The sequence below is a fragment of the Pantoea sp. Cr_R13 genome, assembly GCF_029222565.1.
GTDB classification, from domain to species: domain Bacteria; phylum Pseudomonadota; class Gammaproteobacteria; order Enterobacterales; family Enterobacteriaceae; genus Pantoea; species Pantoea eucalypti.
This window is the reverse complement of sequence record NZ_JARHXL010000013.1, coordinates 619,036-643,121: the sequence shown is the minus strand read 5'-3', so window position 1 is coordinate 643,121 and position 24,086 is coordinate 619,036. Positions and strand designations below refer to the sequence as shown.

General features: G+C 54.9%; 25 protein-coding genes. 12 read left to right on the top strand and 13 right to left on the bottom strand.

Annotated features, from left to right (window positions below; all coding sequences use genetic code 11):
- Positions 1-11: 11 nt before the first annotated feature.
- The 3 genes from lpxM to znuA form a co-directional block, all read right to left on the bottom strand.
- Positions 12-986: a lauroyl-Kdo(2)-lipid IV(A) myristoyltransferase gene (gene lpxM, locus P2R09_RS10645; protein ID WP_275769481.1), complete on the bottom strand. Its 975-nt coding sequence runs from the start codon at positions 984-986 to the stop codon at positions 12-14.
- A gap of 125 nt (positions 987-1,111) precedes the next feature.
- Entirely contained in the window at positions 1,112-2,443 is a 1,332-nt protein-coding gene (mepM, locus tag P2R09_RS10640) for a murein DD-endopeptidase MepM (RefSeq protein ID WP_275769478.1), read from the bottom strand.
- Positions 2,444-2,456: 13 nt separating this feature from the next.
- Entirely contained in the window at positions 2,457-3,404 is a 948-nt protein-coding gene (gene znuA, locus P2R09_RS10635; RefSeq protein ID WP_275769474.1) for a zinc ABC transporter substrate-binding protein ZnuA, read from the bottom strand.
- 77 nt (positions 3,405-3,481) lie between these two features.
- On the opposite strand from znuA, the gene znuC reads away from it, so the two are divergent.
- Positions 3,482-4,237: a zinc ABC transporter ATP-binding protein ZnuC gene (znuC, locus tag P2R09_RS10630; RefSeq protein WP_275769471.1), complete on the top strand. Its 756-nt coding sequence runs from the start codon at positions 3,482-3,484 to the stop codon at positions 4,235-4,237.
- Positions 4,234-5,019: a zinc ABC transporter permease subunit ZnuB gene (gene znuB / locus P2R09_RS10625; protein ID WP_003849211.1), complete on the top strand. Its 786-nt coding sequence runs from the start codon at positions 4,234-4,236 to the stop codon at positions 5,017-5,019. The genes znuC and znuB overlap by 4 nt, the downstream gene beginning before the upstream one ends.
- Here the strand turns inward: znuB and ruvB are convergent, their stop codons facing one another.
- From ruvB to aspS, 6 genes are all read right to left on the bottom strand, one after another.
- Entirely contained in the window at positions 5,020-6,024 is a 1,005-nt protein-coding gene (ruvB, locus tag P2R09_RS10620) for a Holliday junction branch migration DNA helicase RuvB (protein ID WP_003849208.1), read from the bottom strand.
- A gap of 8 nt (positions 6,025-6,032) precedes the next feature.
- The gene (gene ruvA, locus P2R09_RS10615; protein WP_003849207.1) at positions 6,033-6,647 is read right to left on the bottom strand and encodes a Holliday junction branch migration protein RuvA; all 615 of its coding nucleotides are present in this window, start codon (positions 6,645-6,647) and stop codon (positions 6,033-6,035) included.
- A gap of 96 nt (positions 6,648-6,743) precedes the next feature.
- Positions 6,744-7,271 (bottom strand): crossover junction endodeoxyribonuclease RuvC, encoded by a 528-nt coding sequence (gene ruvC / locus P2R09_RS10610; protein WP_003849205.1) that lies wholly within the window; start codon positions 7,269-7,271, stop codon positions 6,744-6,746.
- A 34-nt stretch (positions 7,272-7,305) separates the two neighbouring features.
- Entirely contained in the window at positions 7,306-8,049 is a 744-nt protein-coding gene (locus tag P2R09_RS10605; protein ID WP_003849201.1) for a YebC/PmpR family DNA-binding transcriptional regulator, read from the bottom strand.
- Between the two features lie 285 nt (positions 8,050-8,334).
- The gene (gene nudB, locus P2R09_RS10600) at positions 8,335-8,766 is read right to left on the bottom strand and encodes a dihydroneopterin triphosphate diphosphatase (RefSeq protein ID WP_275769455.1); all 432 of its coding nucleotides are present in this window, start codon (positions 8,764-8,766) and stop codon (positions 8,335-8,337) included.
- Positions 8,766-10,544, bottom strand: coding sequence for an aspartate--tRNA ligase (gene aspS, locus P2R09_RS10595; protein WP_275769452.1), 1,779 nt, complete (start codon positions 10,542-10,544; stop codon positions 8,766-8,768). The genes nudB and aspS overlap by 1 nt, the downstream gene beginning before the upstream one ends.
- 211 nt (positions 10,545-10,755) lie before the next feature.
- Here aspS and P2R09_RS10590 point away from each other — a divergent pair, with 211 nt between their 5' ends.
- From P2R09_RS10590 to cmoB, 4 genes are all read left to right on the top strand, one after another.
- Complete coding sequence (locus P2R09_RS10590; RefSeq protein ID WP_275769450.1) at positions 10,756-11,577, top strand: DUF72 domain-containing protein; 822 nt, start codon at positions 10,756-10,758, stop codon at positions 11,575-11,577.
- A 69-nt stretch (positions 11,578-11,646) separates the two neighbouring features.
- A complete protein-coding gene (locus tag P2R09_RS10585; protein ID WP_003849188.1) occupies positions 11,647-12,042 on the top strand; it encodes an MAPEG family protein in 396 nt (131 codons plus the stop codon).
- Positions 12,043-12,123: 81 nt separating this feature from the next.
- Complete coding sequence (gene cmoA, locus P2R09_RS10580) at positions 12,124-12,852, top strand: carboxy-S-adenosyl-L-methionine synthase CmoA (RefSeq protein ID WP_003849187.1); 729 nt, start codon at positions 12,124-12,126, stop codon at positions 12,850-12,852.
- Entirely contained in the window at positions 12,849-13,817 is a 969-nt protein-coding gene (gene cmoB / locus P2R09_RS10575; RefSeq protein ID WP_003849185.1) for a tRNA 5-methoxyuridine(34)/uridine 5-oxyacetic acid(34) synthase CmoB, read from the top strand. The genes cmoA and cmoB overlap by 4 nt, the downstream gene beginning before the upstream one ends.
- Before the next feature lie 3 nt (positions 13,818-13,820).
- Here cmoB and P2R09_RS10570 read toward each other — a convergent pair whose 3' ends face one another.
- Positions 13,821-14,444, bottom strand: coding sequence for a LysE family translocator (locus P2R09_RS10570; protein WP_275769446.1), 624 nt, complete (start codon positions 14,442-14,444; stop codon positions 13,821-13,823).
- Positions 14,445-14,582: 138 nt separating this feature from the next.
- Here P2R09_RS10570 and P2R09_RS10565 point away from each other — a divergent pair, with 138 nt between their 5' ends.
- Positions 14,583-15,680 carry a glycerol dehydrogenase gene (locus tag P2R09_RS10565; RefSeq protein ID WP_275769444.1) on the top strand — a complete coding sequence of 366 codons (1,098 nt, stop codon included), beginning with the start codon at positions 14,583-14,585 and terminating at the stop codon, positions 15,678-15,680.
- A 30-nt stretch (positions 15,681-15,710) separates the two neighbouring features.
- On the opposite strand, the gene P2R09_RS10560 is transcribed toward P2R09_RS10565, so the two are convergent.
- Entirely contained in the window at positions 15,711-16,556 is an 846-nt protein-coding gene (locus tag P2R09_RS10560; protein ID WP_275769442.1) for a hypothetical protein, read from the bottom strand.
- 290 nt (positions 16,557-16,846) lie between these two features.
- Positions 16,847-17,599 (bottom strand): copper homeostasis protein CutC, encoded by a 753-nt coding sequence (gene cutC, locus P2R09_RS10555; protein ID WP_003849180.1) that lies wholly within the window; start codon positions 17,597-17,599, stop codon positions 16,847-16,849.
- A gap of 85 nt (positions 17,600-17,684) precedes the next feature.
- On the opposite strand from cutC, the gene P2R09_RS10550 reads away from it, so the two are divergent.
- Positions 17,685-18,830: a PatB family C-S lyase gene (locus tag P2R09_RS10550; protein ID WP_275769438.1), complete on the top strand. Its 1,146-nt coding sequence runs from the start codon at positions 17,685-17,687 to the stop codon at positions 18,828-18,830.
- Here the strand turns inward: P2R09_RS10550 and P2R09_RS10545 are convergent.
- Complete coding sequence (locus P2R09_RS10545) at positions 18,827-19,417, bottom strand: VOC family protein (RefSeq protein WP_275769436.1); 591 nt, start codon at positions 19,415-19,417, stop codon at positions 18,827-18,829. The two genes, P2R09_RS10550 and P2R09_RS10545, sit on opposite strands and share 4 nt — an antisense overlap.
- A 284-nt stretch (positions 19,418-19,701) precedes the next feature.
- Between P2R09_RS10545 and P2R09_RS10540 the strand changes: the two genes are divergently transcribed.
- The 4 genes from P2R09_RS10540 (at position 19,702) to P2R09_RS10525 (ending at position 23,967) form a co-directional block, all read left to right on the top strand.
- Positions 19,702-19,824 carry a hypothetical protein gene (locus tag P2R09_RS10540; protein WP_275769434.1) on the top strand — a complete coding sequence of 41 codons (123 nt, stop codon included), beginning with the start codon at positions 19,702-19,704 and terminating at the stop codon, positions 19,822-19,824.
- A 211-nt stretch (positions 19,825-20,035) separates the two neighbouring features.
- Complete coding sequence (gene argS, locus P2R09_RS10535; RefSeq protein WP_275769433.1) at positions 20,036-21,766, top strand: arginine--tRNA ligase; 1,731 nt, start codon at positions 20,036-20,038, stop codon at positions 21,764-21,766.
- A gap of 90 nt (positions 21,767-21,856) precedes the next feature.
- On the top strand, positions 21,857-22,798 hold the full coding sequence (locus tag P2R09_RS10530) for a LysR family transcriptional regulator (RefSeq protein WP_275769432.1): 942 nt from the start codon (positions 21,857-21,859) through the stop codon (positions 22,796-22,798).
- 170 nt (positions 22,799-22,968) lie between these two features.
- Positions 22,969-23,967, top strand: coding sequence for an aldo/keto reductase (locus P2R09_RS10525; protein ID WP_275769431.1), 999 nt, complete (start codon positions 22,969-22,971; stop codon positions 23,965-23,967).
- Positions 23,968-24,086: the final 119 nt, after the last annotated feature.

Below are 24,086 nucleotides of genomic sequence, written 5' to 3'. Positions count from 1 at the left end.
GCGGCCTTTTTCTATTTGCGCGGATACAGCTCCTTACGCGAATAGGGTTCGATATCACCCTCTTTGCGGGTCTTAAGGAGCTTGAGGATCCAGGTGTACTGCTCGGGATGCGGACGAACGAACACTTCCACCTCTTCATTCATCCGGCGCGCCAGCTGACGATCGTCTGCTTCCAGCAGGTCATCCATCGGCGGACGCACATAAATCTCAAGCTTATGTGTTTCACTGTTATAGACCGGGAACAGTGGGACCACGCGGGCACGACACACCTTCATCAGTCGACCAACTGCAGGCAATGTTGCTTTGTACGTGGCAAAGAAATCGACGAACTCGCTGTGCTCAGGACCGTGATCCTGATCGGGCAGATAATAGCCCCAGTAACCCTGACGTACTGAACTGATAAACGGCTTAATGCCGTCATTGCGGGCATGTAACCGGCCGCCATAACGACGACGTGCCGTATTCCAGGCATAGTCCATTAGCGGTTCGCTCTGATTATGGAACATCGCCGCCATCTTCTGGCCTTCTGACGCCAGCAGCATGGCAGGAATATCCACCGCCCAGCCATGTGGCACCAGGAAAATCACATTCTGTTGTTCAGCTTTCATCTGATCGATGATGTCACGACCATGCCACTCGACGCGTTCACGGATACGTGCCGGATCGCGCAGCACCAGCTCGGTCATCATCGTCATCGCCTGCGGTGCCGTGGCAAACATCTCATCGACCAGTGTAGCGCGCTGCGCCTCACTCAGTTCCGGCAGACAATAATAGAGGTTAATCAGCGCACGGCGACGTGCACCCTTTGCCAGCTTACCGGCAAAACGGCCTAAACGGCCCAGCAGCGGATCGCGCACTTTCGGCGGTAAATAAGCCAGCCCGGCCAGCGCACCAATTGCCAGCCAGCTGCCCCAGTACTTAGGTTTGAGAAAAGAACGTTCAAAAACGGGAATAAATTCAGTGTTATTTTTTTTACGGGTTTCCATGCACTCGCCTCAAGCAATGACCGGCTTATGATAGTGACGACCTGAAAATTTGCAATCATCCTGCGCCAGATAGCAAAAAACCGACGGAGATGCCGTCGGTTTTTGTGCGATTTGACGAAATTCGCTTACTTCAGACCCAGCTGAGGCAACCAGGCTTTCACCTGCGCCATATAATCACTGCGATCTTTGCCAGTCAGACCTTCCATGCGCGGCAGTTTCGCCGTTAATGGGTTAACTGCCTGATTGTTGATCCAGATTTCGAAATGCAGATGCGGGCCGGTAGAGCGCCCGGTGTTGCCTGACAGCCCGATACGGTCGCCACGCTTCACTTTCTCACCGGGTTTCACCAGCACTTTCTTCATGTGCATATAGCGGGTCATATACTGACGGCCATGACGGATAGCCACATAGTTACCCGCAGCACCGCCGTTCTTTGCCACGACAACCTCACCATCCCCGACTGCCAGCACGGGCGTACCAATCGGCAGCGCAAAGTCGACGCCTTTATGCGGCGCAATGCGACCGGTCACCGGATTAAGACGACGCGGATTGAAGTTCGATGAGACACGATACTGCTTAACCGTCGGGAAACGCATAAAGCCGCGCGCCAGACCGGAGCCGTTGCGATCGTAGAACTTGCCATCTTCAGCACGGAAGGCGTAATAGTCTTTCCCGCCGCTACGCAGGCGCACACCCAGCAACTGGCTCTGTGCACTCTTACCCTCCAGCATTTCGCGTGACATCAGAACGCTGAACTGGTCTCCCGCACGCAGTTTGCGGAAGTCCATCTGCCACTGCATCGCTTTAATGACGGCGCTGGCTTCGGCACTGCTCAATCCCGCCCGCATGGCGCTGGCGGCAAAACTGCCGCGCACTTCACCCTGCATTACGCTGTTGCGCCATTCACCCTTCTGCATCTCCGCTTCCATCTTAAAGCCACCCGATGGGGTGCGCTCATAGGTGCGGGTTTCGCGCCGGGAAATTTCCCAGTTCAGGGTTTTCAGGCCGCCATCATCATCCAGCGTCCAGCTCAGTTGCTGACCCACCTGCAGATTACGCAGATCCCGGTCGCTTACCACCAGCGCGTTAATGTCGCTAATGTCGATGCCATACTGATTCAGTGCGCTGCTCAGGGTATCGCCGGATGAGACGGTGTAGTCGTGAACCCCAGCTGTTTCCGGCGCGTCGGTGTCCACATCGTCCGCTGGCAGCTCTTCGTCCGGTTCCGGTGTGCTTTGATCGATCGGCTCACTGGCTTCCGGCAACAGCGTGCGGAGGGTGTTCTTATCCAGCTCAATGTTTTTAACGATGGGCGTCACATCATCCGTGGGATGATAAACGTAAGGCCGCCAGACAGCGACGGCCAGAGTGACTACAGTTAACGATCCCAGCATTACGCGGTGGGGGCGCGGCAAATTATTAAATGCGAGGGCGACAGAGCGGGCTATCTGCTGCACTTTTACCTATTCCTCATGCTCCATTCAGGCAGCTTTCATACTGGCTCGACAGTTGTGAGAGGAATTTCACATAGCTGTCTTTGGCTAAGCTGATGTCTGTGCCCAGGGGATCGAGTGTGCCTTTGCGCACCTGCGTTCCACGGGAGACAGCATCGATGACTGCTGGCCTGAATTGTGGCTCAGCAAAGACGCAGACCGCCTTTTGCTCAACCAACTGTGTTCGTATCTGGTGTAAACGCTGAGCGCCCGGTTGAATTTCAGGATTGACGGTAAAGTGCCCGGTGGGCGAAAGACCGTAGTGCTTTTCAAAGTACGTGTAAGCGTCGTGAAAAACGAAATATCCTTTATTTTTAACCGGAGCAAGTTGTGCGCTAACGCGTTTGTCCGTGTCCGCCAAAGCTACCTCAAACTGCTGGAGGTTGGCGTCAAGTTTGGCTTTATCCTGCGGCATAAGTTCCAATAATTTTCCATGGATTGCAACCGCGGTTTTGCGCGCAATCTCTGGCGACAACCACAGGTGCATATTAAACTCGCCGTGATGATGGTGATGAGCATCTGCGTCCTGATCTTCGGATTTTTCCGCTGCATGATCTTCTTCATCTTCACCACCGCTAATCAATAACGGTTTTACCCCGTCGATGTTCACCATAGCGAGGTTTTTTTGGGCTGGAAGTTCAGCTGCAGATTTCGCCATAAAGGCTTCCATTTCAGGCCCGACCCAGACAACTAAGTCCGCGTTTTTTAAGCGTTTTGCATCAGAGGGGCGCAGGGAGTAATCGTGTTCAGATGCCCCGTCCGGCAGCAACACTTCTACCGGCGTGACGCCATCGGCAATGGCCGCAGCGATAAAACCTACCGGTTTGAGTGAAGCCACGACATTTGCCTGGGCAGGAAGGGTTAATAAAGCTGAAACAGTTAAAGCCCCTAAGGCGAAAATTGCGCCCTTTTTATTGTGTAACATATTGCGTCATTCCATCGTGACCATGAGGTGGAATGTGATATTATAACATTCGAAATTCTGTGCAACCTGTAAATACTATGACCTCACTTGTCACACTCGATAACGTTTCGATAAAATTTAACCAGCGCAATGTGCTATCTGGCGTCAGCCTGGCCTTGCAGCCTGGTCGCATCCTCACTCTGCTGGGTCCCAACGGTGCCGGTAAATCAACACTGGTGCGTGTGGTGCTTGGCCTGCTGGCCCCGACGTCCGGTTCCGTTCAGCGTGATCCCGGCCTGCGTATTGGTTATGTCCCTCAGAAGCTGCACATCGATCCTACTCTGCCGGTAACAGTAGAGCGTTTTATGCGCCTGACGCGTGGCAGTAAAAACGCGGAGATTCTGCCTGCCCTGAAACGCGTGCAGGCGGGCCACCTGCTTCATTCGCCGCTGCAAAAACTTTCGGGTGGGGAAACTCAGCGTGTGCTGCTGGCCCGCGCGCTGCTGAATCAGCCTCAGCTACTGGTGCTTGATGAGCCAACGCAGGGCGTGGATGTGAACGGTCAGGTTGCGCTGTATGACCTCATTAATCAGTTACGCGTGGAACTGAACTGCGCCGTGATGATGGTCTCCCACGATCTGCATCTGGTCATGGCTAAAACTGACGAAGTGCTGTGCCTTAACCACCACATCTGCTGTTCCGGTACCCCGGAAGCGGTCTCCCAACATCCGGAATTCATCGCGATGTTTGGCCCGCGTGGCGCAGAAGAGCTGGCGATTTACCGTCATCATCATAATCACCGTCACGATCTTCAGGGACGTATCGTTTTACGCAAAAGACAGGGTTCATCATGATTGAGTTGCTATTACCGGGCTGGATAGGCGGTGTGATGTTAGCGCTGGCTGCAGGTCCGCTGGGTTCGTTTGTGGTCTGGCGCAAGATGTCCTATTTCGGCGATACCCTGGCGCACGCCTCTCTGCTCGGGGTGGCATTTGGCCTGCTGTTAAATGTGAATCCTTACTATGCGGTGATTCTGGTCACGGTCTGCCTGGCGCTAGGCCTGGTCTGGCTGGAGCGTCGTCCGCATCTGGCTATCGATACCCTGCTGGGCATTATGGCGCACAGTGCGCTGTCGCTGGGTCTGGTGGTGGTCAGCCTGATGAAGAACGTGCGCGTCGATCTGATGGCGTATCTGTTTGGCGACCTGCTGGCGGTCACACCCGACGATCTCTGGATGATGGGTGGTGGCGTGGTGATCGTGCTGCTGGTGATGGCGTGGCAGTGGCGGTCGTTGCTGTCGATGACCATCAGCCCGGAGCTGGCGCAGGTCGATGGCGTCAATATCCAGCGTACCCGGTTGGTTCTGATGCTGGTTACGGCGCTGACAATTGGGGTAGCGATGAAGTTTGTTGGTGCGCTGATCATCACCTCACTGCTGATTATCCCGGCGGCGACCGCACGCCGTTTCGTGCGCTCACCGGAAGGCATGGCGGGCGTCGCGGTGGTCATCGGTGTGATTGCCGTCACCGGCGGTCTGACCTTCTCCGCGTTCTACGACACGCCTGCCGGGCCGTCGGTTGTGCTCTGCGCGGCCATCCTGTTTATCTTCAGCATGGTACGCAAACCGGCCATGTAGTTACTCTTCGCGCGTCATACCGAAGTGACGATAAGCGTGCTGCGTGGCCATCCGGCCACGTGGTGTGCGCTGAATGAAGCCCTGCTGAATCAGGAAGGGTTCAATCACATCTTCAATGGTTTCCCGCTCTTCACCAATGGCAGCAGCCAGGTTGTCCAGCCCCACCGGCCCACCCATAAATTTGTCGATGATCGCCAGCAGCAGTTTACGGTCCATATAATCGAACCCTTCGCTGTCAACGTTAAGCATATCCAGCGCGCTGCAGGAGACTTCACCGCTGAGATCACCGTTTGCCCGCACTTCTGCGAAGTCACGAACGCGACGCAGCAGGCGGTTGGCGATACGCGGTGTGCCGCGTGCGCGACGGGCGATCTCTAATGCCCCTTCATCACTCAGCGCCAGGCCCAGACAGGCAGCACTGCGGCCCACGATGTGCTGCAGATCTTTAACCTGATAGAACTCCAGACGCTGCACAATGCCAAAACGGTCGCGCAGCGGCGAGGTCAGCGAGCCAGCACGCGTGGTGGCACCAATCAGCGTAAATGGCGGCAGATCGAGTTTGATCGAACGCGCAGCCGGGCCTTCACCAATCATGATATCCAGCTGATAATCTTCCATCGCCGGGTAGAGTATCTCTTCCACTACCGGTGAGAGACGATGGATTTCATCGATAAACAGGACATCATGGGGCTCAAGGTTGGTCAGCATCGCCGCCAGATCGCCCGCCTTCTCCAGCACCGGACCTGATGTGGTGCGCAGATTGACGCCCATCTCATTGGCCACGATGTTGGCCAGGGTGGTTTTACCCAGCCCTGGCGGACCGAAGATCAACAGATGATCGAGCGCATCGCCGCGCAGTTGCGCTGCCTTGATGAATATTTCCATCTGCTCACGCACCTGCGGCTGACCGACATATTCGGTCAGCATCTTCGGGCGAATCGCGCGGTCAATAACCTCTTCTTCGCTGATACTGGCAGCGGAGATCAGGCGGTCGGCTTCTATCATGACTTACCTCAAATGGCGGCGCGTAGCGCTTCGCGGATCAGGGTTTCGCAATCCGCATCCGGTCGACCGACTTTACTGATCATACGGCTCGCTTCCTGCGGTTTATAACCCAGTGAAACCAGCGCTGCAACCGCTTCGGATTCCGCATCATTGGTTTCCGGCTCGGCGCTCGGCGTGGTGAGCGTAAACGCAGAATCGCCGCCAAACAGGTCGCCATGCATCCCTTTGAAGCGGTCCTTCATCTCGACCACCAGTCGCTCAGCCGTCTTCTTACCCACACCGGGCAGTTTTACGAGTGATGCGATCTCTTCTTTCTCGACGGCAGTCACAAACTGCTGCGCCGACATGCCGGAGAGGATCGCCAGCGCCAGCTTGGGCCCGACGCCATTCACTTTAATCAGTTCGCGAAACAGCGCGCGCTCCTGCTTGCTGTTAAAACCAAACAGTAATTGCGCATCTTCACGCACCACAAAATGGGTAAAAATTACCGCTTCGTGCTGAAGTTCAGGCAACTCATAAAAACAGGTCATGGGCATGTAAATTTCATAACCGACGCCGTGTGCCTCAAGCAGCACCAGTGGCGGCTGCTTTTCCAGAATATTGCCCCGTAAACGACCTATCACCTGAATGCTTCCTTAACTAAAGAATGTGGCGGATTTTATAACATAAAAAAGGCTGGATGAATATCCAGCCTGAGAGTGAGACCTGAGCGATAAGCGCTAACCCGAACGCAATCGTCCGCGCGTCAGCACCAGCTTACTGTCACTCATGCGTGCCGCGTTTTGGGCCACGTGACAATGAGTAATGGCTATCGCCAGGGCATCGGCGGCATCCGCCTGCGGGTTTGCGGGCAGCTTCAGCAGGGTTCGCACCATGTGCTGCACCTGACTTTTTTCGGCGCTGCCGATGCCAACCACGGTCTGTTTCACCTGACGGGCGGCATACTCAAACACAGGCAGATCGTGGTTAACCGCGGCAACAATGGCGGCACCGCGCGCCTGGCCGAGTTTCAGCGCGGAGTCGGCATTCTTCGCCATAAACACCTGTTCAATGGCGAAGAAGTCGGGTGAAAACTGCGTGATGATTTCGCAGACGCCCGCATAGATCAGCTTCAGGCGGGCGGGTAACTCGGTGGTATTGGTGCGGATACAGCCGCTGCCCAGATAAGTGAGCTGGCGGCCAGTCTGACGAATAACACCATAACCGGTGATGCGTGAGCCAGGATCAATTCCCAGGATAATCGACATTACGCCTCTCCGGTTAACAGGGCGACAGACGCCATTACAGCGTTTCCGCCACCTCGTCGGAGATCTCACCGTTGTGATAAACCTCCTGCACATCGTCGCAATCTTCCAGCATGTCGATCAGACGCAGCAGTTTTGGTGCGGTTTCCGCATCCATTTCGGCTTTGGTCGTCGGGATCATCGCCACTTCTGCGGTATCCGCTTTCAGACCAAGTGCTTCCAGTGCATCACGCACCGTGCCCATCTCTTCCCATGCGGTGAAAACATCAATCGCGCCGTCGTCATAGGTGACAACGTCTTCACCGCCCGCTTCCAGGGCCGCTTCCATTACCGCATCTTCATCCTGACCTGGCGCAAAAGAGATCACGCCTTTCTTGTTGAACAGGTAAGCCACGGATCCGTCAGTACCCAGGTTGCCACCGGTTTTGGTAAAGGCGTGACGCACTTCACCCACGGTACGGTTACGGTTGTCACTGAGGCATTCGATCATGATGGCTGAACCGCCTGGACCATAACCTTCATAAATGATGGTTTCCATGTTGGCGTTGTCATCGCCGCCCACACCGCGCGCGATAGCGCGATCCATGGTGTCGCGGGTCATGTTGTTCGCCAGCGCTTTATCCATCGCGGCACGCAGACGCGGGTTTGAGCCCGGATCACCACCGCCCAGCTTGGCCGCTGTCACCAGTTCACGAATGATTTTGGTGAAGATTTTGCCGCGCTTAGCATCCTGCGCCGCCTTACGGTGTTTGGTGTTTGCCCACTTACTGTGTCCTGCCATTTTAACGTTTCTCCGATCTTTTACAGGGTGCAGGCTATCCTGGCTGCGAGCCTGTTTACCGTCGGTGCTTACACCGTTTTTAAAAAACCGTGTACCCGCTTTGGGCGAGCATCGCGCATGATCATCACGTACAACAGTATGCTGATGACTTCACGCAGGTGGTAAACAATGTCGCAGCGTGGATGATGCCTGGCTGTTCAATATATTGGTGAAGTCCTGTTAAAACTCACCAGATTCATAAAATTTAATCTATTCGCCGCCGGAATACCGGGCGATGGCGAGCATTCAGATAAATTCTTCAATTGCCTGGCGGTTACTCCATGATCGGGTTAATGCTGCAGCCTCAGCAGGCGCCAGCCAGCGAAACGCCAGATGCTCGGTGAGCGTCACATCGCGCTCTTCCGGCAGTTGCAGGCGAAACCAGTGCTCGTGATTATGGGTGACATCAGGCGCATAGCGATGGCGGAAATGGGGAAAGATTTCAAAGTCGATTTGACGATGACAATCCTCCACCTCCAGCTGCTCAGTCAGCACGTCAATGCCGACCTCCTCATTCACTTCACGACACGCGGTCGCCAGCGGTGACTCCCCCGCTTCCAGGCTGCCGGTAACCGACTGCCAGAAGGTGGGATCGTCACGTCGCTGCAGCATCAACACCCGGCCAGTATCGCGCGCCGTAATAACCACCAGCACTGAAACCGGGTGTTTATAGCCCATTATTTACTCTCAGGCTTTTCTTTTTTAATGACCTGAATACCCAGCTCCAGCAGAGAAGCCGGGTTCGCTTCGCTTGGCGCTTCGGTCATCATGCAGGCTGCCGCCGTGGTTTTCGGGAACGCGATAACGTCACGAATGTTGTCGGTGCCGGTCAGCAGCATGGTCAGGCGATCCAGACCAAACGCCAGGCCCGCATGCGGTGGCGTACCGAACTTCAGCGCATCCAGCAGGAAGCCAAACTTCTCGCGCTGCTCGTGCTCTTCAATACCCAGAATGCTGAACACCGTCTGCTGCATTTTGCCGTTGTGGATACGCACTGAACCGCCGCCCACTTCATAACCGTTGATCACCATGTCGTAGGCATTCGCCACGGCACGGGTTGGATCCGCAGCCAGCTCTTCTGCGCTCATCTCTTTTGGTGCAGTGAACGGATGGTGCATCGCAGCCAGACCGCCTTCCTCGTCCTCTTCGAACATCGGGAAGTCGATCACCCACAGCGGTGCCCAGGCTTTTTCATCCGTGATGTTCAGCTCGCGACCCACTTTCAGGCGCAGCGCACCCAGTGCATCCGCGACCACTTTGGCGCGATCGGCGCCAAAGAAGATGATGTCGCCATCCTGCGCGCCGGTGCGGCTCAGAATGCCTTCGACGATCTCTGCATTCAGGAACTTGGCAACCGGACTCTGCACGCCGTCCAGGCCGTCGGCACGGACGTTAACTTTCATCCACGCCAGGCCTTTCGCGCCGTAAATTTCTACGAACTTGCCATATTCATCAATCTGCTTACGGCTCAGCTGCGCACCGGTTGGCACACGCAGTGCCGCAACACGGCCTTTTTCATCGTTAGCCGGGCCAGAGAAGACCTGGAACTCCACGTTTTTCAGCAGGTCACCCACGTCCACCAGCTCCATCGGGTTACGCAGATCCGGCTTATCAGAACCGTAACGATGCATCGCTTCCGCAAAAGTCATCTGCGGGAACTCGCCGAGATCAACGCCCTGCACGTCCTGCCACAGATTGCGGATTAAACGCTCCATAATTTCACGCACCTGAGGCGCGGTCATAAAGGAGGTTTCAACGTCGATCTGGGTAAATTCGGGCTGACGATCGGCACGTAAATCTTCATCGCGGAAGCATTTAACGATCTGATAGTAGCGGTCAAAACCCGACATCATCAGCAGCTGTTTGAACAGCTGCGGTGACTGCGGCAGCGCGTAGAATTTGCCTTTGTGAACCCGGCTTGGCACCAGATAGTCACGCGCGCCTTCTGGCGTCGCTTTGGTCAGCATCGGGGTTTCGATATCCAGGAACCCTTCGTCATCCATAAAGCGACGGACAAAGCTGGTGATTTTTGCGCGGGTTTTCAGACGCGTCACCATCTCAGGACGACGCAGATCCAGATAGCGATATTTCAGGCGTGCTTCTTCGCTGTTGGTCTGATTAGAGTCCAGCGGCAGTGGCTCAGAGCGGTTGATGATGGTCAGCGCCTGGGCAAACACTTCGACTTCGCCGGTCGCCATGTCGCTGTTTTTATTCTTCTCATCACGCGCACGCACGGTGCCGGTGATCTGGATGCAGAATTCGTTACGCAGTTCAGAAGCCAGCTTAAATGCGTCCTGACGATCGGGATCGAAAAACACCTGCACGATGCCTTCACGGTCGCGCATGTCGATAAAAATCAAACTGCCCAGATCGCGACGGCGGTTTACCCAGCCGCAAAGCGTGACTTGCTGACCTACATGAGACAGATTGAGCTGTCCGCAATATTCTGTACGCATAACACTATCCTTTTAACTTCGCCGCTGCAGCTGACAGCATCCGGCCGCGTTACCTGTTGCGATGCTGTCGCAAAAATGGCGGTCATTATAATGGAAAAAGCCAGGCAGGATAAGCAGATCCACGCCAAAGCAGCGATTTCCTGTGTGCATTTGCCCACCTGACCGAACATAGAAGATAATGGGGCATCTTAACCCATAGCCAGGAGCGCGCGTGACACTTCGTATTGGCCTGCCCCAGTGGGGGCATTCACACTGGAAACGCTGGGGTATCACGAGCCTGGCGGACTATGCCCGATACTTCCATTGTGTAGAGGGAAACACCACGCTTTATGCGCTGCCTGATACCGAAACGGTGATGCGCTGGCGCGATATGACGCATGATGCGTTTCGCTTCTGCTTTAAGTTTCCCAACACCATCAGCCATCAGGCGGCGCTACAGCACAGTGACGAACTGCTGACCGATTTCCTGCGCCTGATGGAGCCGCTGGCCGATCGCATCGGTCAGTACTGGCTGCAATTGCCTGCCAGCTTCTCTCCGGCGCAGATCGCCGATCTGTGGCGCTTTCTGGATAGTTTGCCGCGTCGTTTTCACTATGGCGTCGAAGTCCGCCATCCGGCTTTCTTTGCCAAAGGTGACGCAGAGCGGACGCTGAATCGCGGATTGCTTGAGCGCGGCATCAATCGCGTCATGTTAGACAGCCGCCCGGTTCACGCCTCCACCTCGCAAAGCCCGGCAGCCCTGGTGGCCCGTGCTCAGAAGCCTAAAGTGCCGCCTCATGCCCTGCGAACAGGCTCGCAGCCAATGGTCCGTTTTATCGGCAGCGACAGTGTGGAAGAGACCGTGCCGCTGTTTCAGATCTGGCGTGACAAGCTCTCGCAATGGCAGCAACAGGGCGACGCCATGCTGTTTCTGCATACGCCCGATATGGGTCAGGTGTTTCCGCTGGTTCAGGCGCTATGGCCGCAGCTGCAGCAGATCGATCCGGCTATTGGCAATGGACCCGACTGGCCGCAACAGACGTCACTGTTTTGATCACTGTACAGGACAGCGTGCTGTGCGCTGGATAGAATAGCCACTTTACGGATGGATACCGGAGTGACAATGATTAGCGCGTTATACGTCGTACTGGGTGCATTGCTGGTGATGAAATTTACAATGGACGTGGTGCGTTACCGCCGTTTCTATCGCGTAGCGTATGGCGATGGCGGCTATCACGACCTGAAAATGGCGATTCGCATTCACGGCAATGCCATCGAAACCATCCCGCTGGCGCTGTTGCTGCTGGTGATGATGGAGATGAATGGCGCCGATATCTGGATGGTGCATCTCACTGGCCTGCTCTTTTTCATCAGCCGGTTACTTCATGCCTGGGGTTTACGCAGCAGCGCCATGGCTGGCCGTAAATATGGCATGCTGCTGACGCTGTTTTCCCTGTGCGGCATGGTCATTTTTAATCTTATTTATCTGCCGTGGGAACTGGTGCTGACACTCCATTAAGTCGCCCTGGGTTAAGGGGTGCAGGCCGCCCCACTTTCTGCGAGAATAGCGCCCTTTCCGTCGTCTCTTCGGATTTTCGATATGTCTGACCGCGATCAACTCTTCTCAGCGCCCATTGCAAAACTGGGCGACTGGACTTTTGACGAGCGCGTAGCTGAAGTCTTTCCAGACATGATTCAGCGCTCGGTGCCGGGCTACTCCAACATCATTTCGATGATTGGCATGCTGGCAGAACGTTTTGTTACTCCCGACAGCACGGTTTATGACCTGGGCTGCTCGCTGGGCGCCGCCACCCTCTCGGTGCGCCGCAATATTCATGTCCCGGGTTGCCAGATCATCGCAGTGGATAACTCCCCGGCGATGGTGGAGCGTTGCCGTCGTCATCTGGATGCGTTTCGCGCTGATACGCCGGTGACGGTGCTGGAAGCGGATATCCGTGATATTGACATAGAAAACGCCTCGCTGGTGGTGCTTAACTTTACGCTGCAGTTTCTGGAGCCACCCGCACGTCTGGCTCTGCTGGAAAAAATCTGGCAGGGACTTAAACCCGGTGGCGCGCTGGTGCTGTCGGAGAAATTCAGTTTTGAAGATGCCGAAGTCGGTGAACTGTTGTTCAACATGCACCATGACTTCAAGCGCGCCAACGGCTACAGCGAACTGGAAATCAGTCAGAAACGCAGCATGCTGGAAAATGTGATGCTGACTGACAGCGTCGAAGCCCATAAAGCCCGTCTGAAACAGGCCGGTTTCTCGCACGCCGAACTCTGGTTCCAGTGCTTTAATTTTGGATCTCTGGTGGCGTTGAAATGATCGACTTTGGCCGTTTTTATCAGCAAATTGCCGTAGGTCCACTGGCGAAGTGGCTGGAAGTATTACCGGCGCAAATCAGCGAGTGGCAGCGTGAAAACCTGCATGGCCACTTCCGTGACTGGTACAAGTCGCTGGAGTATTTGCCGCTGCTGGAGCCGCAAAAGCTCGACCTGCTGCATAGCGTCACCGCCGACCGCGATGACATCAGCGATCGTCATCGTCAGGGTATTGAGAAATTACTGCGTAACCTGATGCCATGGCGTAAAGGGCCCTATTTCCTCTATGGCACCCATATCAACACCGAGTGGCGTTCTGACTGGAAATGGGAGCGTGTCCTGCCGCATATATCCTCGCTGGCGGGCCGGACGGTGCTGGATGTTGGCTGTGGCAGCGGTTATCACATGTGGCGGATGATTGGTGCGGGTGCGCATCTGGTGGTCGGCATTGATCCGATGCAGCTCTTCCTGGTGCAGTTTGAAGCCGTGCGTAAGCTGCTGAACGATGATCGCCGGGCGCACATGCTGCCGCTGGGTATTGAACAGTTACCGGCGTTACAGGCGTTTGATACCGTGTTTTCGATGGGTGTGCTCTACCATCGCCGTTCCCCGCTGGATCATCTGTTACAGCTGAAAAATCAGCTGGTGAGCGGCGGTGAACTGGTGCTGGAGACGCTGGTCATTGAGGGCGATGTGAATCAGGTGCTGGTGCCCGGTGAGCGCTATGCGCAGATGCGCAACGTCTTCTTTATTCCCTCCGCCGAGGCGCTGAAAAGCTGGCTGGAGAAAAGCGGCTTTGTCGATGTACGGATTGTCGATTTCGCCCTGACCACCACCGAAGAACAACGTCGGACAGACTGGATGACCAGCGAGTCGCTGGCGGAATTCCTCGATCCCGATGACCCGAGCAAAACGGTTGAGGGCTATCCGGCTCCGCTGCGCGCCGTGCTGGTCGCCACCAAACCTTAAGTCTCAGCGGCGAGACAACACCAGTTTCGCCGCAAATCCAATAAACACGCAGCCGGTCAGGCGATCCATCACCCTCAATACCCGCGGTTTTTGCAGATGTCCCGCAAAATAGTGACTGCCGCCGATTAATACGGCATTCCATATCAGCCCCAGCAGCATGTGTGCCAGCGCCATCAGCGTGCACCAGAGCGCCACGGACGCCCCGGCCGGAATAAACTGTGGCAGGAAGGTAACGTAAAACACGCCCACTTTTGGATTCAGCAGATTCCCCATCAACCCCCGACTGAAGCAGGCCAGATAACCCTGCGACCTGACAGGCTGTTCGTTCACGATGAGCGGTTGCTGACGCGGTTTAAGCAGTAGCCTGATACCGAGCCAGAGCAGCCAGGCCGCCCCCATCCACTTCAGCAGGTTGTATGCAATTTCAGAGGCCAGCAATAGCGCACCCAGCCCCAGGCCTACCGCCACTCCCCAGATCAGACAGCCCAGCGTCACGCCGAGCGCGGTGGCGCAGGCGCGCTGCCAGCCCTGCGCGATAGCGGTTCGCAACACCAGTGCGGTGTCAAATCCGGGTGTGAGCGTCAGAATGGTTATCGCAAGCAGAAATGAAAAGAGCATCGCGCTCATAATAATTTCTCCGTTATCTCCTGGGGTGTCCACGCAGCTTAACAGCTCCGGTGAGCGCAATCCTTCATCAACTGCCACTCTTCCCGGATTGTGCCAGACTGGATCAGGTTGATTCATTCATATCAGGGAGTTTTGATTATGAGTAAATTTATTTTTTCCTCACCCCGTAAATATGTACAGGGCGCAGGTGTGCTGGATGAGCTGGGAACGTATCTGACTGAACTGGGCGATCAGGCTTTTCTGGTGGCTGATAACACGGTCTGGACGTTGATTGGCGAACGGACGCAACACGCCCTGCATTCCGCTGGCGTGAAATTCAGCTGGCAGCAATTCAATGGCGAAGCCTCCAGTAATGAGATTTCCCGACTCAGTGCGCTGGCAAAAAGTCAGGGCTGTAATGTGATTGTCGGCCTGGGCGGGGGCAAAACGCTGGATACAGTTAAAGCGGTGGCGGATGAACTTAAACGGCCGGTGGCTATCGTGCCAACCATTGCGTCCACCGATGCGCCCTGTAGCGCCCTGTCGGTCATCTACTCTGACAGCGGTGTATTCGATAGCTATCGCTTTTACAGCAAAAATCCAGATTTGGTGCTCGTGGACACGGCAGTCTGCGCCAGTGCGCCAGCACGGCTATTTGCATCAGGCATTGCAGATGGACTGGCGACCTGGGTTGAAGCGCAGGCCGTGGCTCGTTCGCATGCGAAATCAATGGTTAACGGTGATCCGACACTTGCCGGACTGGCCATTGCCCGAGCCTGTGAAGAAACTCTTCTTACATGGGGTTACAGCGCCTATATTGCCGTTTCCGAAAAACGGGTAACGCCAGCGGTGGAAGCGGTCGTTGAGGCCAACACGCTGCTCTCGGGACTGGGGTTTGAGAACGGTGGTCTGGCCGCCGCCCACGCGATTCATAATGGTTTTACCGCCATCGATGGCGATATCCACCATCTGACTCATGGCGAGAAAGTTGCCTATGGCACGCTGACGCAGATGGTGCTTGAGAAGCGTACGGATGAGGATATTGCGCGCTATATACGCTTTTATCGCTCAATCAATATGCCAACCACACTCAGGGAGCTGCATCTGGAAAATGAAAGCTGGGAGAATCTGGTGAAAGTGGGGGCTCTGGCAAACAGTGAGGGAGATACGCTGAAAAACCTCAACCCACACCTGTCACCCGAAGATATCGCAAATGCCCTGCTGGCACTGGATACCTTTAGTCAGACTGTAAAATAGGTCAGGAGCGGGCGATCACCCGATCGCCTGTTACTCTTCTGCCGCAGGCTGGTTCCAGTACTCATATTTGTAAGCCGAACTGAGGTGGCGCTCGATAGTGCCACGCGTAAAGATTTCGGTCTCATGCAGATAGCTGAGTGTACAGTTGCCGACCTCATCCCATGACTGGCACTCATCAACCGACCGGATGGTGCTCAGCGGTGTGGTCTCGGTGCCGCTAAGTCGTACTTCACGCCATTGAGGATCATAGGTGTATTCGTCGGTGCCTCTTGCAGATGTGGTGCGCGTGATCAGACCTTTTGGGTTCCAGTGATAGTGAAATTCGCCGTTGGTCAGCGGATCGCTGCCGCGCGCCACGCTCTTCTCCAGCCGTAGCTGGGGATCATAGCGATAGGTGATGTCGGTAAAGCCGCTTTTCCCCATGCTGGTAAATCTATCAGAGGCGCTGGTGATCGTGCCATGCCGGCCTTTCTGCCAGTTAATCGTTCCCTGTCGATTATCCACGACGACTTCCTTACCTTCTTTCAGCACTTTGACCAGATAGGCATATTCCGCCACCCAGCCGCCCTGCACTCTGGCGATATGTTGCTCCATGCTGAGAATCACATTACGTTCGCTTTTATCGTAGCTGACGTCGGCGACGGTCAGATCGCCGCAGGCGTCAAACTGCCCCAGCACCCGCTTTTGCGAATTCACATCTTTGCCAAACTCGCCCGCAATCACCTGCTTCACAGCGCCTTTCGCGTTTCCCCCCAGCAGAATAAGGTTATTACTGTTCGCAACGGCCGCATTATTCGGACTGCATGCGCTGGCCGCTGCGCTTCCAGTCCAGGCAGTCAGCATCAGGCTTAAAACAAGAATCTGATTGCGTTTCATAGGGTAATTTCCAGGCGATGTTGCTTTCAGTGTAAACGCTGTGGTGATAAACAGCGCCAATCTTTGACGATTCCGGCCTGCATTGCTTTCAAAGATGAGAGAGGTGAAAAGGCATAAACGTCAGATGTCATCTTCCGCTCACATCATAACAATGCCAGAGAACCCCGAAATAAGGTCACTGCAATTGAGAGGGCTTCAGACAAAAAGAACCCCAGCAAGAATACTGGGGTTTGGTACTTGCAAACACCACGTCAATGATCGGCGTGCTGCGCGGCAAAATCTGTTGTGGTTCAGGCGACGCGGACGGTGCTCATCTGCATTACACTTTTCATCGCCTCAACGACATCACCGTCTACACAGTAGCGGCTGAACTCATCGCTTTCGGCTTCAGAACACATGGAGACCCCCGCTTTGCGGTAGCGCATCGGCGACACCATCAGGCGACTGGCCGAGCTGTGAACTTCATCAATCCCCATGTCGAGAAACTTTTGCAGGTTGCTGAGACGAACCCCGGCACCCGCCATAATAATAGGACCGGTGCTGGCCTCATTTAGTTCCCTGAGGAGTGCAATTCCGTTTTCAGCACTGTGTTGCTGACCGGATGTCAGAATGCGCGCCACCCCTAAATCTGTTAATTCTTCCAGCGCTCGCTTAGGGCTGTGACACAGATCGAAGGCGCGATGGAATGTCACTGACAGGCCGTCACATAGCGCCATAATCTGCCGCATCTGACCATGATGGATATGCGCGTCCTCATCCAGCATCCCAATGACCAGCCCCGGAAACCCCAGTTCGCGTATCAACGCCACATCCGATTTCATCGCTTCAAACTCGCGCGCGGTATAACAAAAGTCACCACCCCGTGGCCGGACAATAGGATGAACCGGGATTGAAACCTCGCGCCGGGCGGCATTAAGCATCCCTGCCGATGGGGTCAGACCACCCTCACGCGGTGCGGCACAAAGTTCAACCCGATCGGCGCCCGCCTGTTGTGCGGTCACGGCGCAATCCACGCCATAGCAGCAAATTTCCAGTGTGGTCATTCTCTTCTCCTTTACATGACTCTGGTTCAAGGCAGATTCATCAGTTAGTCTGGCTGCTGAAATGAGTTTACCGGGAAAGTTAACTATGGCATTCAATTTCGACCAACGGATAGACCGTCGTCACAGCGATAGCCTTAAATGGAACAAATATGCGGACCAGGACATTCTGCCGTTGTGGGTGGCAGATACCGATTTCCGATCGCCTGACTGCGTTATCGATGCGATCAAAACCCGCGCCGGGCATGGCATTTTTGGCTATGGCGATACGCCGGTAGCGTTTCTCGACAGCGCAGTTGCGTGGCTCGCCTCACGCTATCAGTGGCACGTCAATCCGGAATGGATTGTGGTTTTACCGGGCGTGGTGAGCGGACTGAATCTCGCCGTGCGTGCCTTCACTGCGTCGGACGAGCTGACGATTTCTCCCACGCCGATCTATCCACCGTTTCGCGGGGCGGCAAAACTGGCAGAGCGAGGTCAGATCAATGTGCCTGTCACGTTGCAACAGGGGCGCTGGCTGCTGGATCTGGATGCAGCCGAAGAACAGACTGGGGGTAAAGAACGGCTGTTAATGCTGTGTAACCCGCAGAATCCGGGCGGCACAGTCTATCGCCATGACGAACTGCAGGCGCAGCTGGAATTCGCCCAGAAACACAATCTGATTGTCTGTTCAGACGAGATCCACAGCGATTTGCTACTGGAACCGGGCGTGCAGCACATTCCGTTTGCTTCGCTAAGTGAGGATGCGGCCCAGCGAAGTGTCACGCTGATGTCGCCCTCCAAGAGTTTCAATATCGCCGGTCTGGGTGCGTCCATCACCATCATACCGAATGCTGAACTGCGCGCGCGCTTTAACCGGGTGCGACGCGGCATTGTGCCGGATGTAGATATTCTGGCCATCACCGCAGCAGCAGCAGCCTGGCGCGAAGGTGAGCCCTGGCTGAAGGCACAGAATGCTTACCTGCGCAGTAACCGGGACTGGCTGGTATCACAGGTCAATAAAATGCCCGGTCTGTCAGTTGCCACGCCGGAAGCAACCTACCTGGCCTGGATTGATGCCAGCGCGCTGGGTGTGGCCAGTCCTGCCCTCTATTTTGAGAAGCACGGACTGGGCTTAACCGCCGGACGTGAGTTCGGCAACGACCAGTTTGTCCGGCTCAATTTCGGCTGTACCCGAGCGTTACTGGACGAGGCGGTTGCCCGACTGAAACGCGCCGTGGCTGCCCGTATTTAGTGCTGCTCACTGGCGACAATCTCCTCCAGTCGCCACGGATGAAACTTGATGGTTGTCTGCCCATCCGTCACCGCCAGGGTCGGATTAGGCAGACGCTCATTCTCGCCCTGCGGTGAGCTGGTTTTAAAGAAAATGCCGGGCTGCGTCAGTGCCTCATCAGACAATAATGCCATCGCGCGCACGCCCAGCGTCCGATGATTGCCACGTAACACCACTTCAATGTGCTCCCAGCCTTCATGGCGATAACGCTTCTCACCCGGCCACGGCAGCTCAACCACATCGATCTCTCTGCCCGCCACGACCAGTGGATCATGTAGTTTAAACAGGCAAATCTGCCGTCCGTTAATCATCGTCGCTGAAAACTGAGTACCCATCTGCTGCAGGCCTTGCTGCCAGCGCATCGCCGTCGTGTCCTGATGACAACGCACCGAAATATGGTCCACTTCAAGATCGTTAAGGCGCAAACCAAGTTGCTGCGCAAAACTTTGCAACGATTCTTCAAAACGCCTTAAATCTGTCTTTAAATCGTCCAATTCTGCCGGAAAAGATCGCTCTGACACCGTAAATCCTCTCAATTTGTTTAGCATTTATAAACAGTCTCGTTTATGGTGCGCCGCGTGCCCGACGTCACATAATGATAAGATTCATCTTATTTGGACTGAAATTTAACGCAAAACCGTATAATAACATCTTTCATTTCGGATTTATCCCCTGTTTAGGACCATGAGTTCCTTGATGAAAGTGCGTTAAATGTATGATTATAATCAACTTCTTTAATACAATAAGATAACTCTCAATTGACTGGTAAACAATTGCAGCATTCTCTGCCTTCCTATAAATTTGACCTAACACAAACAAAAGGAATGGCTATATGTCTATGCTCATCGTTGTCGCTGTCCTGATCGCACTGATGGGATTCGCAATTTCGCGCCACTGGAAGGTGCTTGAAGATAAAAGCGTAAAGAACCCACGTCGTCATCTGCGACGTCGCTAACGCCTCCGGGAAACATCTTCTTCAGCTCTGTTTCCCCGCTTCATCCAACTGCTGACGCCCATCCACAATTCACGTATACTTTTCCCCTCATTTTTTTCCATTTTGTCTGCCCCATCCGTTTCTGCCCCGCCGTAACGCGATGTGCTAAGGCAAGATGATGACAGCCCGGTTTAGCAGCCCAGGGCGTTGTTCAGCTTATGAAGGTAACTCGGTGAATATTCAGGCACTTCTTTCCGCAAAAGTCAGTCAGGCAATGGTTTTAGCCGGCGCACCCGCCGATTGCGAACCGCAGGTTCGTCAGTCTGCACGGGTTCAGTTTGGAGACTATCAGGCCAACGGTATTATGGCCGTGGCGAAAAAGCTGGGACAGGCACCGCGACAATTAGCGGAAGCGGTGATTCAGCACCTCGACCTGACCGGCATCGCCAGCAAGGTTGAAATTGCCGGGCCGGGTTTCATTAATATTTTCCTTGACCACAACTGGCTGGCAACACACGCCCGTCAGGCGCTTAGCCTGCCGCGCCTTGGCGTGCAGCTGGCTGAGCCGCAGACCATCGTGGTCGACTACTCCGCCCCTAATGTCGCAAAAGAGATGCACGTCGGTCACGTCCGCTCCACCATCATTGGTGATGCGGCGGTGCGTACGCTGGAGTTTCTTGGTCATAACGTCATCCGCGCTAACCACGTTGGCGACTGGGGTACGCAGTTCGGCATGTTGATCGCGTTCCTGGAAAAGCAGCAGAATGAAGATCACGCAGAGATGGCGCTGGCCGACCTTGAAGGCTTCTACCGTGAAGCCAAGCGCACTTATGATGAAGATCCTGAGTTTGCCGAGCGTGCGCGCAGCTATGTCGTGAAACTTCAGGGTGGCGATGAATATTGCCGCCAGATGTGGAAGAAGCTGGTCGACATCACCATGAGTCAGAACCAGAAAATCTACGACCGCATGAACGTGACGCTGACGCGCAACGATGTCATGGGTGAAAGTCTTTATAACGACATGCTGCCCGGCATTGTTTCCGACCTGAAACAGAAAGGCTTAGCGGTCGAGAGCGAAGGCGCAACCGTGGTGTTCCTGGATGAATTCCAGAACAAAGAAGGCGAGCCGATGGGCGTCATCATCCAGAAAAAGGATGGTGGCTACCTCTACACCACGACGGACATCGCCTGTGCGAAATATCGTTACGAAACGCTGAACGCCGATCGCGTGCTCTATTACATCGATTCACGTCAGCATCAGCATCTGGTGCAGGCATGGACGATTGTCCGTAAAGCGGGTTATGTGCCGGAATCTGTGCCGCTGGAGCACCATGCATTCGGCATGATGCTGGGCAAAGATGGACGGCCATTTAAAACACGTAGCGGCGGCACCATCAAACTTTCTGATCTGCTGGATGAAGCCTATCAGCGTGCCTACACGCTGGTGCGTGAGAAGAACCCGGAGATGAGCGAAGCGGAAGTGAAAACCCTGGCGGAAGTGGTGGGTATCAGTGCTGTCAAATATGCTGATCTGTCAAAAAGCCGCACCACCGACTACATCTTCGACTGGGATAACATGCTGGCGTTTGAAGGCAATACCGCGCCTTACATGCAGTATGCTTATACCCGTGTGCTTTCCGTGTTCCGTAAAGCGGGCATTAATGCCGATTCGCTGGATGCAGAGATTGTGATCAGTGAAGAGCGCGAAGCGCAGCTGGCCACGCGTTTGCTACAGTTTGAAGAGGTCATTACACAGGTCGCTCGCGACGGCACGCCACATGTGATGTGTGCCTATCTCTACGATCTGGCCGGTTTGTTCTCCGGCTTCTACGAGCACTGCCCGATTCTCAGCGCAGAATCAGAAGCAACGCGCCTGAGCCGTCTGCAGCTGGCTGCGCTGACGGCGAAGACGCTGAAGCAGGGTCTGGATACTCTGGGTATCGACACCGTCGAGCGCATGTAATCTGTAAAACGGAGAGGGATTTCCCTCTCCGTTGCTGTTCTCAGTTTTCCGCTCTGAACGCCCCCCAAATTTCCGCAGCAGGATGGTGTTATGTCTGTCGCCGCGCACCTTATCAGCAGTCATCTTCCCACCATAAAACAATTGCAGTGCTTTCTGGCTGTTGCGCACGAGCTTAATTTTCGCCGGGCCGCAGAACGTCTCAGCATGACGCAGCCGCCGCTCACCCGTCAGGTTCAGAGCCTGGAAGATCTGCTCGGTCAGCCGCTGTTCAGCCGTACGACTCATGAGGTGATGCTCACCGATGCTGGCCGTGCGCTGGTTGCAAAAGCAGAATCGATTCTTACCGCGCTGAATAGCCTAAAGCAGCCTGCTGCCGTGCGACCACGTATCGGACTGACCCGCACGCTCAACTTTGAATTAATGGCACCGCTTAACCGGCAGCTCGCCAGTTTCCATGCCAGCGATGAAATGGAGATGCCCAGCCTGACCTCCGCTCAACTGCTGCAAAGCCTGGCCAAAAACAGCCTGGATTTAATTCTCACTGGCGAAAAAGGTCCTGAAGCGGAAACTCTGGTTAAGTACACCTGGGTTTACCGTGAACCGCTGCTGCTCGCTATGCCGTCAAAGCACCCTGCCAGTCTGGCAACAGAAAAGGTCTCACTGGACGCGCTGTCTGACCTGCCGCTGTTCTGGTTTGCGCGCAGTGCCAATCCGCAGTTTTACGATAAATGCGAACGCTACTTTGCGACGCTCAGCGTCACGCTAAAACGAATAAGAGAGCCGGATGATTCCCTGCTGATGCTGTCGCACATCGCCAGAGGCAAAGGATTCGCCCTGATGCCGCAGTCAAAATGTACCTTTAACCAGGCAGGACTCTGTTATCGCCCGCTGACTGAAAGCGCGGCGCGGCAATTGACGATTGATGTTTATGCGGCCATTCGCGCCAATGAAAAAAATGCGGCAGTGCTGAATGCGCTGAGCGTGCTTTCACAGTCAGCCGATCACGACGCTCACCCGCATTCATCGGACTGAGTCGCCGCCCTCTTACGCTGCGCTGCCTGTGGCTGATGATGCGCGGTTCCGCCCGCTCCTGTGTTGTCCCCGGCCTTACCTTTCCTGATACCTTTTTTGCATGACGAAAAGAGCAATTCATTGCTTTCACGCGGGGTGAAACAATCGCCTTTCACTCACGAGGAGAAACAATGAAAAAGAGAACCTTAAGTCAGGGCCTGGATGTCAGCGCCATAGGCTATGGCGCGATGGGGCTGAGCGAATTTTACGGTCACTCCGACGACCGCCAGTCTCTCCAGCTGCTTATCCAGCTGCGCGACCTGGATATCACCTTCATTGATACCGCCGATCTTTACGGACGTGGCCACAATGAGCAGCTGATCGGTGAGTTTCTTGCCGGGATGAGCAAGGCTGAACGCCTGACGTTCACCGTCGCCACCAAATGTGGTATTGAGCGTCCGGCAGATGAGGCTTATGCCCGTACCATTAACAATCAGCCGGACTACATTACCCACAGCTGCCATGCCTCCCTGAAACGATTGGGCGTCGAGCGTATCGATCTCTTTTATCTGCATCGTATCAGCCCGGCAACACCGATTGAGGAGAGCATGCAGTGTCTGAGCCGTCTGGTGAAAGAGGGGAAAATTGCCCGGATTGGATTGTGTGAAGCGTCGGCTGCCACGCTGAATCGGGCGCACGCCATCCATCCGCTGGCCGCGCTGCAGACGGAATATTCTCTGTGGACGCGTGACATTGAAGAAGAAATCCTGCCAGCGGTGAAACAGCTCGGTATCGGTCTGGTGCCCTATTCCCCGCTGGGCAGAGGTTTTCTGACCGGTAAATACCGCCAGAACAGTGATTTTGCCGGGGATGATTTCCGCAAAAATAACGCGCGTTTCCAGCAGGAGAATATCGATCACAACCTGCAGCTTGTAAACGCGATTACGCCACTGGCGGAGAAATATCACGCCACCACCGGGCAGATTGCGCTGGCCTGGCTCCTGGCCCAGTACGAAAGAATTGTGCCGATACCGGGCACCAGGCAGATCGCTTATCTTAATGAAAATGCGCAGGCCGCGGATATTCAGCTGGAAGAGAACGATATCCTGTTGCTGAATGCACTTCACCGGCAAATAGAAGTTAAAGGGGGGCGTTACTCGGAAGAGGGAATGAAAGGCGTTAATGCCTGAATTCTGACCTTTGCGTCGGTGCCTGATGTATCGATTGATAGTCAGTGCGTTAATTGTTGCTCTGTAAACGACGCAACAGCCGATGCACATATCTGGTGTGCATCGGCTTGTCCCGCGCA